Source organism: Streptomyces sp. NPDC050211, from assembly GCF_040656035.1.
Classification (GTDB): Bacteria; Actinomycetota; Actinomycetes; order Streptomycetales; family Streptomycetaceae; genus Streptomyces.
Genome location: NZ_JBFALC010000022.1, coordinates 39,226 through 54,071 on the forward strand (window position 1 = coordinate 39,226; position 14,846 = coordinate 54,071).

The 14,846-nt window shown below is 70.1% G+C and carries 11 protein-coding genes; 7 read left to right on the plus strand and 4 right to left on the minus strand.

What is annotated here, in order from left to right:
• Positions 1-17: 17 nt before the first annotated feature.
• Entirely contained in the window at positions 18-1,232 is a 1,215-nt protein-coding gene (locus AB0I98_RS22395; protein ID WP_362944353.1) for an acetyl-CoA C-acetyltransferase, read from the plus strand.
• A gap of 56 nt (positions 1,233-1,288) precedes the next feature.
• The gene (locus AB0I98_RS22400; protein ID WP_362944355.1) at positions 1,289-3,463 is read left to right on the plus strand and encodes a 3-hydroxyacyl-CoA dehydrogenase NAD-binding domain-containing protein; all 2,175 of its coding nucleotides are present in this window, start codon (positions 1,289-1,291) and stop codon (positions 3,461-3,463) included.
• Positions 3,464-3,555: 92 nt separating this feature from the next.
• Here the strand turns inward: AB0I98_RS22400 and AB0I98_RS22405 are convergent, their stop codons facing one another.
• Entirely contained in the window at positions 3,556-4,281 is a 726-nt protein-coding gene (locus AB0I98_RS22405; protein WP_362944357.1) for a MerR family transcriptional regulator, read from the minus strand.
• A gap of 222 nt (positions 4,282-4,503) precedes the next feature.
• Here AB0I98_RS22405 and AB0I98_RS22410 point away from each other — a divergent pair, with 222 nt between their 5' ends.
• Positions 4,504-5,931, plus strand: coding sequence for an amino acid permease (locus tag AB0I98_RS22410; protein ID WP_362944359.1), 1,428 nt, complete (start codon positions 4,504-4,506; stop codon positions 5,929-5,931).
• 120 nt (positions 5,932-6,051) lie between these two features.
• Positions 6,052-6,540, plus strand: coding sequence for a hypothetical protein (locus AB0I98_RS22415; RefSeq protein WP_362944361.1), 489 nt, complete (start codon positions 6,052-6,054; stop codon positions 6,538-6,540).
• Here AB0I98_RS22415 and AB0I98_RS22420 read toward each other — a convergent pair.
• Together AB0I98_RS22420 and AB0I98_RS22425 are read right to left on the minus strand one after the other, a co-directional pair.
• Positions 6,500-7,384, minus strand: a complete 885-nt coding sequence (locus AB0I98_RS22420; RefSeq protein ID WP_362944363.1) for an arginase family protein — start codon at positions 7,382-7,384, stop codon at positions 6,500-6,502. The two genes, AB0I98_RS22415 and AB0I98_RS22420, sit on opposite strands and share 41 nt — an antisense overlap.
• 89 nt (positions 7,385-7,473) lie before the next feature.
• A complete protein-coding gene (locus AB0I98_RS22425; RefSeq protein WP_362944365.1) occupies positions 7,474-9,003 on the minus strand; it encodes a M1 family metallopeptidase in 1,530 nt (509 codons plus the stop codon).
• A 189-nt stretch (positions 9,004-9,192) separates the two neighbouring features.
• Here AB0I98_RS22425 and AB0I98_RS22430 point away from each other — a divergent pair, with 189 nt between their 5' ends.
• From AB0I98_RS22430 to AB0I98_RS22440, 3 genes are all read left to right on the plus strand, one after another.
• Positions 9,193-11,175: a Xaa-Pro dipeptidyl-peptidase gene (locus AB0I98_RS22430; RefSeq protein ID WP_362944366.1), complete on the plus strand. Its 1,983-nt coding sequence runs from the start codon at positions 9,193-9,195 to the stop codon at positions 11,173-11,175.
• Positions 11,172-12,425, plus strand: a complete 1,254-nt coding sequence (locus AB0I98_RS22435; RefSeq protein ID WP_362944368.1) for a M14 family metallocarboxypeptidase — start codon at positions 11,172-11,174, stop codon at positions 12,423-12,425. Before AB0I98_RS22430 ends, AB0I98_RS22435 begins: the two co-directional genes overlap by 4 nt.
• Before the next feature lie 89 nt (positions 12,426-12,514).
• Positions 12,515-14,227 (plus strand): BCCT family transporter, encoded by a 1,713-nt coding sequence (locus AB0I98_RS22440; protein WP_362944370.1) that lies wholly within the window; start codon positions 12,515-12,517, stop codon positions 14,225-14,227.
• On the opposite strand, the gene AB0I98_RS22445 is transcribed toward AB0I98_RS22440, so the two are convergent.
• Entirely contained in the window at positions 14,218-14,796 is a 579-nt protein-coding gene (locus AB0I98_RS22445; protein ID WP_362944372.1) for a helix-turn-helix domain-containing protein, read from the minus strand. The two genes, AB0I98_RS22440 and AB0I98_RS22445, sit on opposite strands and share 10 nt — an antisense overlap.
• Positions 14,797-14,846 lie beyond the last annotated feature (50 nt).

A 14,846-nucleotide genomic window follows, 5' to 3' on the forward strand; every position in this document is an offset into this window, starting at 1 on the left:
CACCGAAAGGCTTACCAGTGAGCACCGAAGCGTACGTGTACGACGCGATCCGCACCCCGCGCGGCCGCGGCAAGGCGAACGGCGCCCTGCACGGCACCAAGCCCATCGACCTCGTCATCGGACTCATCCACGAGATCCAGGGCCGCTTCCCGGGCCTGGACCCGGCGGCCATCGACGACATCGTGCTCGGCGTCGTGGGCCCCGTCGGCGACCAGGGCTCCGACATCGCCCGGATCGCCGCGGTCGCCGCAGGGCTGCCGGACACGGTCGCGGGCGTACAGGAGAACCGCTTCTGTGCGTCGGGACTGGAGGCCGTCAACATGGCCGCCATGAAGGTGCGTTCCGGCTGGGAGGACCTCGTCCTCGCCGGCGGCGTCGAGTCGATGTCCCGGGTGCCGATGGCCTCGGACGGCGGCGCCTGGTTCAACGATCCGATGACGAACCTGGCCGTGAACTTCGTCCCACAGGGCATCGGCGCCGACCTGATCGCCACCATCGAGGGCTTCTCGCGGCGGGACGTCGACGAGTACGCCGCCCTCTCGCAGGAGCGGGCGGCCACGGCCTGGAAGGAGGGCCGCTTCGCGCGGTCCGTCGTCCCGGTGAAGGACCGCAGCGGCCTCGTCGTCCTCGACCACGACGAGCACCTGCGCCCCGGTACCACCGCCGACTCCCTCGCCAAGCTGAAGCCGTCCTTCGCGGACATCGGCGACCTGGGCGGCTTCGGCGCCGTGGCGCTGCAGAAGTACCACTGGGTCGAGAAGATCGAGCACGTCCACCACGCGGGCAACTCCTCCGGCATCGTCGACGGCGCCTCCCTGGTCGCGATCGGCTCCAAGGAGGTCGGCGAGCGCCACGGGCTCACCCCGCGCGCCCGCATCGTCTCCGCCGCCGTCTCGGGCTCGGAGCCCACCATCATGCTCACCGGTCCCGCACCGGCCACCCGCAAGGCCCTGGCGAAGGCAGGCCTGACGATCGACGACATCGACCTGGTCGAGATCAACGAAGCCTTCGCGGCGGTCGTCCTGCGCTTCGTGCGGGACATGGGGCTGTCCCTCGACAAGGTCAACGTCAACGGCGGCGCGATCGCCCTCGGCCACCCGCTCGGCGCGACCGGCGCGATGATCCTCGGCACGCTCGTCGACGAACTGGAGCGCCAGGACAAGCGGTACGGCCTCGCCACGCTGTGCGTGGGCGGCGGCATGGGCATCGCGACCATCGTCGAGCGCGTCTGATTCCCGGCGGAATCGACGGAATCAACAGACCTCAACGGCTGCTACGGAGACCTGCCATGACACAGAGCACCACCATCCGCTGGGAACAGGACCGCACCGGCGTCGTCACCCTCGTCCTCGACGACCCCGACCAGTCCGCGAACACCATGAACCAGGCGTTCCGCGACTCCCTCGCCCTCATCACCGACCGTCTGGAGGCCGAGAAGGACTCCATCCGCGGGATCATCTTCACCTCCGCCAAGAAGACCTTCTTCGCGGGCGGCGACCTGCGCGACCTGATCCGCGTCACCCCCGAGACGGCACAGGAGCTGTTCGACGGCGGCATGGCGATCAAGCGTCAGCTGCGCCGCATCGAGACCCTCGGCAAGCCGGTCGTCGCGGCGATGAACGGCGCGGCCCTCGGCGGCGGTTACGAGATCGCGCTCGCCTGCCACCACCGCATCGCCCTCGACGCCCCCGGCTCCAAGATCGGCTGCCCCGAGGTCACCCTCGGCCTGCTCCCCGGGGGCGGCGGCGTCGTCCGCACCGTACGCCTGCTGGGCATCGCCGACGCGCTGCTGAAGGTGCTGCTCCAGGGCACCCAGTACAGCCCGCAGCGCGCCCTGGAGAACGGCCTGATCCACGAAGTGGCCGCCACCCAGGACGAGTTGATGGCCAAGGCCCGTGCCTTCATCGAGGCCAACCCCGAGTCGCAGCAGCCCTGGGACAAGCCCGGCTACCGCATCCCGGGCGGCACCCCGGCGAACCCCAAGTTCGCGGCCAACCTGCCCGCCTTCCCGGCCACCCTGCGCAAGCAGACGAACGGCGCCCCCTACCCTGCGCCGCGCAACATCCTCGCCGCCGCCGTCGAGGGCTCCCAGGTCGACTTCGAGAACGCGCAGGTCATCGAGGCCCGCTACTTCGTGGAGCTGGCCGCGGGACAGACGTCGAAGAACATGATCCAGGCGTTCTTCTTCGACCTCCAGGCCGTCAACTCCGGTGCCAACCGCCCCAAGGGCATCGAGCCGCGCAAGGTGAGCAAGGTCGCCGTCCTCGGCGCCGGGATGATGGGCGCGGGCATCGCGTACTCGTGCGCCCGCGCGGGCATCGACGTGGTCCTGAAGGACGTATCGGCCGAAGCCGCCGCCAAGGGCAAGGGCTACTCCGAGAAGCTGTGCGCGAAGGCCGTCACCCGGGGCCGTACGACCCAGGAGAAGGCGGACGCGCTGCTGGCCCGCATCACGCCGACCGCGGACCCCCAGGACCTGGCCGGCTGCGACGCGGTCATCGAGGCCGTCTTCGAGGACCCGGCCCTCAAGCACAAGGTGTTCCAGGAGATCCAGCACATCGTCGCGCCCGACGCGCTGCTGTGCTCCAACACCTCCACGCTCCCGATCACCGCCCTCGCCGAAGGCGTGGAGCGCCAGGGCGACTTCATCGGGCTGCACTTCTTCTCGCCCGTCGACAAGATGCCCCTCGTCGAGATCATCAAGGGCGAGCGGACGGGGGAGGAGGCCCTCGCCCGCGCCTTCGACCTGGTCCGGCAGATCAAGAAGACCCCGATCGTCGTCAACGACTCGCGCGGCTTCTTCACCTCCCGGGTCATCGGCCACTTCATCAACGAGGGCGTGGCCATGGTCGGCGAGGGCATCGAGCCCGCGTCGGTCGAGCAGGCCGCTGCCCAGGCGGGCTACCCGGCCAAGGTGCTGTCCCTCATGGACGAGCTGACGCTTACGCTCCCGCGCAAGATCCGCAGCGAGTCCAAGCGGGCGGTGGAGGAGTCCGGCGGCACCTGGCAGACCCACCCCGCCGAGGCCGTCATCGACCGCATGATCGACGAGTTCGAGCGCACGGGCCGCAGCGGCGGCGCGGGCTTCTACGACTACGTGGACGGCAAGCGCGCGGGCCTGTGGCCCGGCCTGCGGGAGCACTTCACCCGAGAGGGCGCGGAGATCCCCTTCCGGGACATGCAGGAACGCATGCTGTTCTCCGAAGCACTCGACACGGTGAAGCTCCTGGAGGAGGGCGTGCTGACCTCCGTCGCCGACGCCAACATCGGCTCCATCTTCGGCATCGGCTTCCCCGGCTGGACGGGTGGCGTCCTGCAGTACATCAACGGCTACGAGGGCGGCCTGCCCGGCTTCGTGGCACGCGCGCGTGAACTCGCCGAGCGGTACGGGGAGCGGTTCATGCCGCCCGCGCTGCTGGTGGAGAAGGCGGAGAAGGGCGAGAAGTTCACCGACGCGATGTGACATGTCAGATGTGACATATCACTGAGCGACACGCTCACCTTGCGAGGGCATGGACGGGCAGCGGCTTCCTCACCGGGCAGACGCTGAACGTGTCAGGCGGATCCGCCTGCCTCTGACATCCCGTCCAGCCACTCCCGCAGCTCCTCCCTGAGCGAGCGCTGAAACGTCGTCAGCAGGGCCTGCACCACCAGCGGATGCATGTGCGCGGACAGCGACTTCACGTCCTCGGCGGCGCGCTCGGCCACGGCTTCGCGCAGCAGCCGCGACAACTCGTGCGCCGCCGCGCGCGAGTGCTCGATCAACGCCGTGCGGGCCGCCATGATCGTCTCCTGGGACAGCGGTACGTCGAGCAGCTCGACGCCGAGCCGCAGCAGACCGGAGTCGACGCGGAACGCGCCGTCCTCGTGCGCGACCACGTTCATCGCCACCAGCCGCTCCACGTCCTGATCGCTCAGCGTCCGCCCGGCCCGCCGCTGCAGCTCCTCGCGCGTCGCCGTCTCCACCGAATCCGGGGCCCAACTCGCCACCACGGCACGGTGGATGGCGAGGTCGTGCGCGCTCAGGTCCGGCGGCAGCTGGCGCAGATAGCGTTCGATCGCGGCGAGGGTCATGCCCTGGGTCTGGAGTTCCTCGATCAGCGCGAGGCGCGCGAGATGTTCCTGGCCGTAGTGACCGACCCGGCGTGGACCGATCACCGGTGGCGGCAGCAGGCCCTTGGTGCCGTAGAAGCGGACCGTGCGGACCGTGACGCCCGCCCGTGCGGCCAGCTCGTCGATCGTGAGGGTCGGCTCCGCGACGTCGGTGGGTTCGGTCGTCATGTGCAGCAGTATCGCTGTCTCACCAACACTGTGAAACCTCGGGACGTCCACCGATGACCTTGTGAGAAGCAGCGCCCTGTGACATGAGCCACCGCATACGGGGCGATCTCCGTGGGAAGGCGCTGCCTTGGTCTGTACCGCGTCGAGGTGCGGTGCGGGCCATCCCTATGCACGGAACCCGGGCCCACCCCTGCCCGGGCGCACCAGAGAGTGGTACCACCTGTGAGCAAGGACGCCGTGGACACGGCACAGGTCGCCGACCGTCCCGAGGTGACCGGGACGACCCCCGCGGACGCGGGCGACGCCGGCTACAGCAAGGATCTCAAGGCCCGCCACGTCAACATGATCGCCATCGGCGGCGCGATCGGCACCGGCCTCTTCCTGGGCGCCGGCGGCCGCCTGCACAACGCGGGCCCCGCCCTCGCACTGGCCTACCTGGTCTGCGGCGTCTTCGCCTTCTTCGTCGTCCGCGCCCTCGGCGAGCTGGTCCTCTACCGCCCGTCCTCCGGGTCCTTCGTGTCGTACGCGCGCGAGTTCCTCGGCGAGAAGGGCGCGTATGTCGCCGGGTGGATGTACTTCCTGAACTGGTCGACGACCGGTATCGCCGACATCACCGCGATCGCGCTCTACACGCACTACTGGAGCATGTTCACCGACATCCCTCAGTGGGTGCTGGCACTGATCGCCCTGGCCGTCGTCCTGGCGGTGAACCTGATCTCGGTGAAGATCTTCGGCGAGATGGAGTTCTGGTTCGCGATCATCAAGGTCGCCACGCTGGTGGGCTTCATGCTGATCGGCGTCTTCCTGCTGGCCACCCGGCACGAGGTGGGCGGCACGACACCCGGCCTGTCCGTGATCACCGGCAACGGCGGTGTCTTCCCGCACGGCCTGATGCCGGTCGTCCTCGTCATGCAGGGCGTGATCTTCGCGTACGCCGCCCTGGAGCTGGTCGGCGTCGCCGCGGGCGAGACCGCCGAGCCGGAGAGGATCGTCCCCCGCGCGGTGAACTCGATCATGTGGCGGGTGGGCCTGTTCTACGTCGGCTCGGTCGTCCTCCTCGCCCTCCTCCTCCCCGGCTCGGTGTACTCGGCCGAGCAGAGCCCCTTCGTCACGGTCCTGTCGAAGATCGGCGTCCCGGCGGCGGGCGACGTGATGAACCTGGTGGTGCTGACGGCGGCGATGTCGTCGCTGAACTCCGGCCTGTACTCGACGGGCCGCATCCTGCGCTCCATGGCGATGGCGGGCTCGGCTCCCAGGTTCACCGCCCGCATGAACCGCAGCCAGGTCCCCTACGGCGGCATCCTGCTCACCTGCGCGGTGTGCGTGCTCGGCGTCGGCCTGAACTTCCTCGTGCCGAGCCAGGCCTTCGAGATCGTGCTGAACGTCGCCTCCCTCGGCATCATCAGCACCTGGGTGATCATCATGATCTGCCACCTGGTCTTCGTCCGCCGCGCCAAGGCGGGCCTGCTCACCCGACCGCACTTCCGGCTCCCCGGCAGCCCCGTCACCGAGCTCACCACGATCACCTTCCTGCTGGCCTGCCTCGCCATGATGTGGAACGACCCCGAGGTCGGCCGCAAGACGCTCCTCCTCATCCCGCTGATCGCCGCAATGCTGACCGCAGGCTGGCACGCCCTCCGCCGCCGATAACACACGGTCACGGAAGCGCCCCAAAGGGGCGCGGGGAACTGCGCGACCAGCCACACCCAACCCGCAGATACCCACCGCCGGAGGGCCTACGGCGACCCACTCAGTGGGTAAAGGAGCGGCATGGACCTCATTCCGGTGGAGATCGGCCCGCTGAACCCCCAAGTGCTGGACCTGGCCGTCGGCCTCGTCCTGTTCGCCGTCTGCTACCTCAGCATGGTCCCGCTCCTCCGCCGCGCCCGCCGCATCCTGGACGCGCGTGAACAGGCGACGGACGGCGTCGCCCAGCACGCCGAGCAGGTCCGCGCCCTCGCCGAGGAGAAGCGCGACGAGGCGCAGACCCTGCTCGCCGAGGCCCGGCACGACGCAGCCCGTACGCGCCAGCAGGCGGAGGCGGAAGGCGCTTCACTCATCGCCGAGGCCCGCGCCGACGGCATACGCGAGCGCGACGCGCTCCTCGCCCGTGCCGCCACCCGCATCGAGGCCGACCGTGCCGCCGCGGAAGCCGAACTCCACACGCACATCCCGGAGTTGGCGGCAGAGCTGGCGAGCCGCGTGCTGGGCGAGCCGGTCAGCCCCGGGACGCGAACGCCCGCAGCAGACACTCGGTGAGCCGTGCCGCGATGGTCCCGTCGGGATCGAGGCGTGGGTTGAAGATCGCGACGTCTAGGCCCATCGCGCCCGGCCCGGAGAGGGCGATGCCGAGCACCGCCTCCAACTCCTCCCAGGACAGCCCGCCCGACAGCCGGTAGTCCACCGCGGGCATGACCGCGTCGTCCAGTACATCGACGTCGAGGTGCACCCAGTACCCGGCGGACCCACCGCCCGCGAGGAGATCCACCGCACGCCGTGCCGCCTCGGCCGCGCCCAGCTCCCGTACCGCGTCGAGGTCCATCGCGTGCAGCGCGTCCGGCAGCGGCTGCATCCCGAACACGGAGGCCTCCGCCTGGTCCCGGAAGCCGAGGGCGACCGCGTCGGCGTCCTGCACCAGCGGTCCCCGCCCCTCCAGATCGGCCAGGACGGCGGGCCCGCGTCCGGTGGCCAGGGCCAGCTCCATGGAGGCCACCTCGCCGGCCGGTTCCGCCGCCGGCTGATAGAAGTCGGTGTGCCCGTCGAGGAACAGCAGCCCGTGCCGCCCCCGCCGCCGCAGCGCCAGCAGAGTGCCGAGCAGCACGCTGCAGTCGCCGCCCAGCACCACCGGGAACCGGCCCTCGTCCAGCACTCCGCCGACCGCGTCGGCCAGCCGTACCGAGTAGTCGGCGATCCCCGCCGGATTGAGGACCTCGGTCTCCGGGTCCCGCTCAGGGTCGTACGGCCCCGGTTCGACCCTGCCCGCCCGCACCGCGCCGAGGCCGTCGGCCAGACCCGTGTCGAGCAGTGCCCCGGGCAGCTCCTCGACGCCGGTCGGCCGCAGCCCCAGCACGGACGGTGCCTCGATGATCGCGACGTCCCGCACTGGAAGACTCCCTCGTCAGGCGGCGCCGGCCGGCCCACGCGTGTCCGGCGCGTGGGCCCACCGTAAACCGCGGGAGGGCGCGGAGCGCGTCAGTGCTGGTGTCGCGGGGCGTCCCGCTCCGCGTCTTCGTGGTCGTGCACCCCGTTCGTCGCGGCGATCTTCTTCCATGACTTCGGCGGCGCGTCAGGTGCCGCCTGACGGGTGATGGACGCGGACCGTGCCGCGGGCGCGCTCGGCTTGGACGGCTGGTACAGCCAGGTGTCGAAGAGCGCGGCCAGCGGCCGGCCCGACACCTGTTCGGCGTACACCCGGAAGTCGGCGACCGACGCGTTGCCGTGCGCGTACTTCTTCGGCCAGCCCTTGAGGACGGCGAAGAACGCCTCGTCCCCGATCTTGTTCCGCAGCGCCTGCAGGGCCAGTGCGCCCCGGTCGTAGACCGCGAGGTGGAACTGGTTCTCCGGTCCCGGGTCGCCCGGCTTCACCGTCCAGAACGCATCGTCCGCCGGATGCGACGCGTACACATAGTCCGCGATCTCCTGCGCGGTGCCCTCGCCCTCGTGCTCGGACCACAGCCACTGCGCGTACCGGGCGAACCCCTCGTTGATCCAGATGTCCTTCCAGCCGGCCACGGACACCAGGTCGCCGTACCACTGGTGGGCCAGCTCATGGACGACGACGGAGGTGTTGGAGCCGCTCGCGAACTGCCGCGGGCTGTAGAAGGGCCGGGTCTGGGTCTCCAGCGCGTACCCGGTGTCGGTGTTCGGCACGTATCCGCCGAGCGCGTTGTACGGGTACGGCCCGAAGTACCCGGTCAGCCAGTCGGCGATCTCCCCGGTCCGCTCCACGCTCGCGCGCGCCGCGCCGGCGCCCGCGCCCAGATCCTTGCTGTAGGCGTTGATGACCGGAATGCCGCTCTCGGTCGTGCCCGTCGTGACGTCGAACTTCCCGGCCGCGAGCGTGGCGAGGTAGGTCGCCTGCGGTTTGTCGGAGCGCCAGTTGTAGCGGGTCCAGCCGGCGCGTGAACTCGACGACTGGAGCGTGCCGTTGGAGATGGCCTGCGTTCCGTCGGGCACGGCGACCGACACGTCGTAGGTGGCCTTGTCGAGCGGGTGGTCGTTGCTCGGGAACCACCACCAGGCCGCCTCGGGCTCGTTCGCGGCGACTCCGCCGTCCGGGGTGCGGTGCCAGCTGGTGAAGCCGTACGCCTGCTTCGACGACGGCACTCCGCTGTACCGCACGACGACGGTGACCGGCGTGCCCTTGGGCAGGGGCTTGCTCGGCGTGATCTCCAGCTCGTGCTCGCCGGACGTCGTGAAGGACGCCTTGGCTCCGTTGACCCGCACCTCGCTCACGTCCAGCAGGAAGTCCAGGTTGAACCGGGACAGGTCCTGGGTGGTGCGGGCCAGCAGGGTCGCGGTGCCTGACAGTTCGTCGGTGGCCGGCTGGTACTTGAGCCGCAGGTCGTAGTGGGAGACGTCGTATCCGCCGTTGCCGTAGGCCGGGTAATAGGGGTCGCCGATACCCGGGGCGCCCGGGGAGACGCTCGCGGCCGATGCCGGGATCACCAGCAGCAAGGAGGCCGCGGCGAGCGAGCCCGGCGCGATGAATCTGCGGTGCACGAAAGCTCCAAGTCGTAGGGGACCGAAGTCTGTTCGGAGCCTATTCATTCGCTGTGTGCCCTGGCGTGTCCATGGTGCCCCCTGTCACACGATCGCCATTCGGCCTTCATGAGCCGAATGGCGCAACCGTCTCGTCCGCACCGGATGGCCCTCTTCTGCACGGGAGTTGACCGATGTACCGTCCGGCGCATGCCGATACGCATGCGCTTGACGACCTGGAGACCGCTCGTGCGCTTCACGACCTGGAGATCGCTCGCCGCCGTCGCCGTAGCCGCCCTGATGGCCGCGCTCCTCACCCCGGCCGCGGCCCACGGCGCCCCGCGAGAGAGCAAGCCGGTGTACTCGTACGAGAAAGCCGTCCGCGAGGCCGTCTGGGTGGACACCGGACTCGACGGCGACAGCGACGGCAGGACGGACCGCGTCGCCGTCGACATCGTCCGCCCGCACGAACCCGCCCAGCAGGGCCGGAAGATCCCGGTCATCATGGACGCCAGCCCTTACTACTCCTGCTGCGGACGCGGCAACGAGAGCCAGCTGAAGACGTACGACGCGGACGGCGACGTCGTCCAGATGCCGCTCTTCTACGACAACTACTTCGTGCCGCGCGGCTACGCCTTCGTCGGCGTCGACCTCACCGGCACCAACCGTTCCGACGGCTGCGTGGACATCGGCGGCCGCTCCGACATCCAGTCCGCCAAAGCGGTCGTCGACTGGCTGAACGGCCGTGCCAAGGCCTACACCACCCGCACCGGCACGACCCGCGCCAAGGCCAGCTGGACCAACGGCAGGACGGGGATGGTCGGCAAGAGCTGGGACGGCACGATCGCCAACGGCGTCGCCGCGACCGGCGTGGAGGGCCTGGAGACGATCGTCCCGATCAGCGCCATCTCCACTTGGTACGACTACTACTTCGCCAAGGGCGCCCCGCTCTACGACTCCGGCCCCGACGCGCTGTCCAACGCCGTCGAGAGCGCCGACGCCCGCGCCAAGTGCGGCGCCGTCCAGCAGAAGCTCGTCGACGGCGCCCCGCGCACCGGCGACCGGACACCGCTGTGGACCGAGCGCGACTACATCAAGGACGCCGCGAACGTGAAGGCGAGCGTCTTCCTCATCCACGGCATGCAGGACCTCAACGTCCGTATGCAGCACGTCGGTCCGTGGTGGGACGCCCTCGCGAAGAACGGCGTCGAGCGCAAGATCTGGCTCTCCCAGACCGGCCATGTCGACCCCTTCGACTTCCGCCGCGCCGACTGGGTCGAGACCCTGCACCGCTGGTTCGACCACGAACTCCTCGGCTACGACAACGGCATCGACGACGAGCCCATGGCCGACATCGAACGCCACCCCGACCAGTGGGTCACCTCGGAGACCTGGCCGCCGAGTGGCACCCGGACCACCACCCTGCGCCCCGGCTCGGGCGCCCAGCCCGGCGTCGGCACCCTGGGCCTGAGCAAGGGCCGCGGCACCGAGACCTTCACCGACGACCCCCAGCTCAGCGAGACCGACTGGGCCGCGCAGATCGGCACCTCGACCCCCGGCAAGGCGGGCTTCGTGACTCGGCCGCTCACCCGGGACCTGCGCCTGTCCGGCTCCTCCGAGGTGACCGTCACCGCGACCCCGACCACCTCGACGGCCCACCTCTCCGCCGTCCTCGTGGACCTCGGCCCCGACACCATCCGCGACTACGCGGCGCGCGGCGAGGGCATCAGCACCCTCACCGACCGCACCTGCTGGGGCGCGAGCACCAGCGGTGACAGCGCCTGCTTCAAGGAGACGGCGGCGAAGACGGCGGACGTCGACTACACGATCGTCAGCCGCGGCTGGGCCGACCTCGGCAACCACGCCTCCGACGAGACGGGCGACCCGCTCACCCCGGGCAAGGCGTATCGCATCACCCTCGACCTGGGCGCGACCGACCAGGTGATCCCGGCCGGGCACCGGCTGGCGCTGATCGTCGCGGGCACCGACAACAACCTCATCGAGCCGCCGTCGACCAGGCCGACGCTGACCCTCGACCTGTCCCGCACCTCGGCCCACGTCCCGCTGGTCGGCGGCGCCAAGGCCTTCGCCCGCGCCACCGCCGGCTTCGGGCCGCTCGCCCCCGAGGCCACCACCCTCGACGGCGTCCAGGCACCGCGCACTGTCCACCGCATCCCGGGAGGCAGCCGGTGATCCGCGCGCTGACCGTCATCACGGCGGCCCTCGCCGCATCCCTGGTCGCCGTCCCGGCGCAGGCGGCGGACTCCCCGCCGCGCACCGGATTCGAGCAGTCGAACGGCGCCCGCTGGACCAGCCAGCCGGAGGAACAGGATTTCCTGGCCGCCGTCGACAAGGCGAGCGACCGTGTCTCGATCGCCCGCATCGGTACGACGAAGCAGGGCCGCCCCCTCCAACTCGCCCGCCTCGGCGCATCCCACGCGCCCACCAAGGTTCTGCTCGTCTGCACCCAGCACGGCGACGAACCGTCCGGCCGCGAGGCCTGTCTGACCACCATCCGCGATCTCACCTACGCGACCGACCACCAAACCCGCCGCTTCCTGGACCGCACCAGCCTGCTGGTCGTGCCCACCGCCAACCCCGACGGCCGGGCCGCCGACACCCGCGGCAACAGCGACGGCGTGGACATCAACCGCGACCACCTCGCCCTGCAGACGGCCGAGGCACGCACCCTGGCCGCGGTCATCCGCGACCAACGCCCCGACCTTGTCTACGACTTGCACGAGTACGGCGCCACACCGCCGTACTACGACAAGGAGCTCTTCGACCTCTGGCCCCGCAACCTCAACACCGCCACCGCCGTCCACGACGAGGGCGAGACGCTTTCCCAGGCGTACGTCCGCCCTGCCGCACAGAGCGCCGGGTACACGACGGGCACCTACGGCATCTGGACCGACCCCGTCACCGGTGACCCGATCAAGCAGGTCGCCGGCGACGGTCAGGAACGCATCCTGCGGAACATGTCCGGCGTCAAGCACTCGATCGGCCTGCTCATCGAGAGCCGCGTCGATCCCCTCACCGACGCCGAGAAGGCGGACGAGTCGCTGAACAACCGGCGGCGGGTCGACTCCCAACTCGCGGCGCTGGAGGGCTTGTTCGGGTACACCGACGAGCGGCGCCGGCAGGTCGAGGTCGCGACGGGCTTCGCGCGCCTCGCGGGATACGCCGACACAGGCCCCGTCTACGTCGGCGGCGCCGACAACGACCCGCCCGAACCGGCGGAGGTGATCCAGGACCCGCCCTGCGGCTACCGGCTCACCCGGGACCAGTACACGCAGTTCAAGGACGAACTCGCCCTGCACGGAGTGAAGACGCGCGGCACCTACGTCCCGCTCCGCCAGTCCCTGCGCGCCCTCGTACCGCTGCTGCTCGACGAGCGCGCGCCGTACCACCTCACGGCCGGTGAGCCCGACACCGACTGCTGAGGCGGTCGAGATCGGCGGCACCTGTGGTAGGCCGTGAGGCACAGCGCAGAACATGCGTACCTCACGGTTTCTCAGGGAAGGTGCCGCAGATGACAGAAGATCTGAAGAAGAGGGGCGGCGGCCGGGAAGGTCCTTCGGACGTTCCCGGCGGCCGGGACCACCAGACGGACCGAGTGGTGTTCGGCGTCACCGCCGTCATCACGGTGGCCTTCGTGATCTGGGGCGCGGTGGGGACGGACTCACTGGAGAGCGCCTCCACGAAGATGCTCAACGGCCTGATCCACAACGGCGGCTGGGCCTTCATACTGGCCGCTTCGGCCTTCGTCGTCTTCGCGTTGTGGCTCGCGATGAGCCGCTACGGCCGGATCCACCTCGGCGCCGAGGGCGAGGAGCCCGAGTTCCGCACCGTGTCCTGGGTCGCGATGATGTTCAGCGCCGGCATGGGCATCGGCCTGATGTTCTACGGCGTGAGCGAGCCGCTCTCGCACTACACGACACCGCCTCCGGGCACCGACCCCGCCGACTCCGCGGAACGCATGGAGACGGCGATGGCCACCACCCTCTTCCACTGGACCCTGCACCCCTGGGCGATCTACGCGGTGGTCGGCCTCGCCATCGCCTACAGCACCTTCCGTAAACGCAGGCGCCAGACCATCAGCGCGGTCTTCACCCCGCTCATCGGGGAGAAGCACGCGAACGGTGCCGGCGGCCGGGTGATCGACATCCTCGCGATCATCGCGACCGTCTTCGGCTCCGCCGCCTCGCTGGGCCTGGGCGCGCTCCAGATCGGCTCCGGTTTCCAGGAGCTGGACTGGATGGACGACGTGAGCACTGGACTGCTCGTCGCGATCATCGCCGTACTGACCCTGGCCTTCGTCGCCTCGGCGGTCTCCGGCATCGAGCGGGGCATCCAGTGGCTGTCCAACACCAACATGGTGCTCGCCCTGATTCTCGCCCTGTTCGTGTTCGTCGCGGGCCCCACCATCATCGTGCTCGACCTGCTGCCCACCTCCGTCTTCTCCTACCTCGGTGATCTGCCGCAGCTCGCGGGCCGTACCGAGGCCAGCACCGGTGAGGGCGTCGCGGACTGGCTCGGCAGCTGGACCGTCTTCTACTGGGCGTGGTGGATCTCCTGGACGCCGTTCGTCGGCATGTTCATCGCGCGCATCAGCCGGGGCCGCACCATCCGGCAGTTCGTCGGCGGCGTGATCCTCGTGCCCAGCACCGTCAGCCTCGTCTGGTTCGCGGTCTTCGGCGGTTCGGCGATGCGGCTGAAGGAGGGCGGCGCGCTCGGTGAGGAGTCCACCCCCGAGGGACAGCTCTTCGGCCTCCTCCAGGAGTTCCCCATCGCCACCGTCACCAGCCTGCTGGTGATGATCCTGGTCGGCATCTTCTTCGTCTCGGGTGCCGACGCCGCGTCCATCGTGATGGGCACGCTCTCCCAGAAGGGCGCCCTCGAACCCGGCCGCTTCGTCGTCGTGTTCTGGGGTGTGGTGACCGGAGCCGTCGCCGCCATCATGCTGCTCGTCGGCAGCGGCCAGGGCGATGCGCTCACCGGCCTGCAGAACCTCACCATCCTGGCCGCCGCGCCGTTCGTCCTGGTGATGATCGGGATGTGCGTCGCCCTCATGCGCGACCTGCGCCACGACCCCGTGATCGTGCGCAACGCGATGGGCTCCGAGGCCGTCGAACTCGCCGTGATCGAGGGCCACCAGAAGTACGACGGCGATTTCGGGATCAGGGTCGGACCGGGCCCCGGCACGGAGACGGAGGGCGACCCGCTGGGGCACGACTACCGCTGAGCGCCGAGGAGTTCGCCCGCCTCGTCGCGGGCACGGCCGATCGGGTCGGGGAAGATGCGCAGGCCGTGGGCGACCAGCGCGCCCTCGTGGAGCAGCATCAGGGCGGGGGCCAGCTGGTCGGCCCGGCCGGGCGCGACCTCCCGGACCAGATCGGTGAACAGCTCCAGCATCCATTGCTTCTGCCCGGTGATGATCGCGTAGGCCGGGTGGGCGGGATCGCTGATCTCGGCGTGGGCGTTGACCATGCTGCACCCCTTCGGGCTGCTCTCGGTCATCCAGGACCGGGATGCGTCGAACACCGCGAGCACGCGGTCGACGGATCCCGGCTCCACGCGATCCAGCCGTTCCGCGACGAAGCGCCGCCAGCGCTCGTCGCGGTCGGCTAGGTACTCGACGACGATCTGGTCCTTGGACCCGAACCGGTCGTAGAGCGTCTTCTTCGTCACCCCGGCCTCGGCGGCGATCAGGTCCACCCCGACCGCGTGGATGCCGCGCTCGTAGAACAGCCGGGACGCCGCCGCGAGAACGCGGTGCGCGCCGGGGGTCATCGTGATCCGCCTGGTACTCATGGCACCCGACTATACCGATCTGTATAGTGGTCCGAGTAGGTAGACCGATC

Coding starts and splice junctions, on each gene's coding strand:
- AB0I98_RS22415 (WP_362944361.1), top strand. CDS start 6,052: ATGGACCTCATTCCGGTGGAGATCGGCCCGCTGAACCCCCAAGTGCTG.
- AB0I98_RS22430 (WP_362944366.1), top strand. CDS start 9,193: ATGCCGATACGCATGCGCTTGACGACCTGGAGACCGCTCGTGCGCTTC.
- AB0I98_RS22440 (WP_362944370.1), top strand. CDS start 12,515: ATGACAGAAGATCTGAAGAAGAGGGGCGGCGGCCGGGAAGGTCCTTCG.
- AB0I98_RS22445 (WP_362944372.1), bottom strand. CDS start 14,796: ATGAGTACCAGGCGGATCACGATGACCCCCGGCGCGCACCGCGTTCTC.
- AB0I98_RS22405 (WP_362944357.1), bottom strand. CDS start 4,281: ATGACGACCGAACCCACCGACGTCGCGGAGCCGACCCTCACGATCGAC.
- AB0I98_RS22400 (WP_362944355.1), top strand. CDS start 1,289: ATGACACAGAGCACCACCATCCGCTGGGAACAGGACCGCACCGGCGTC.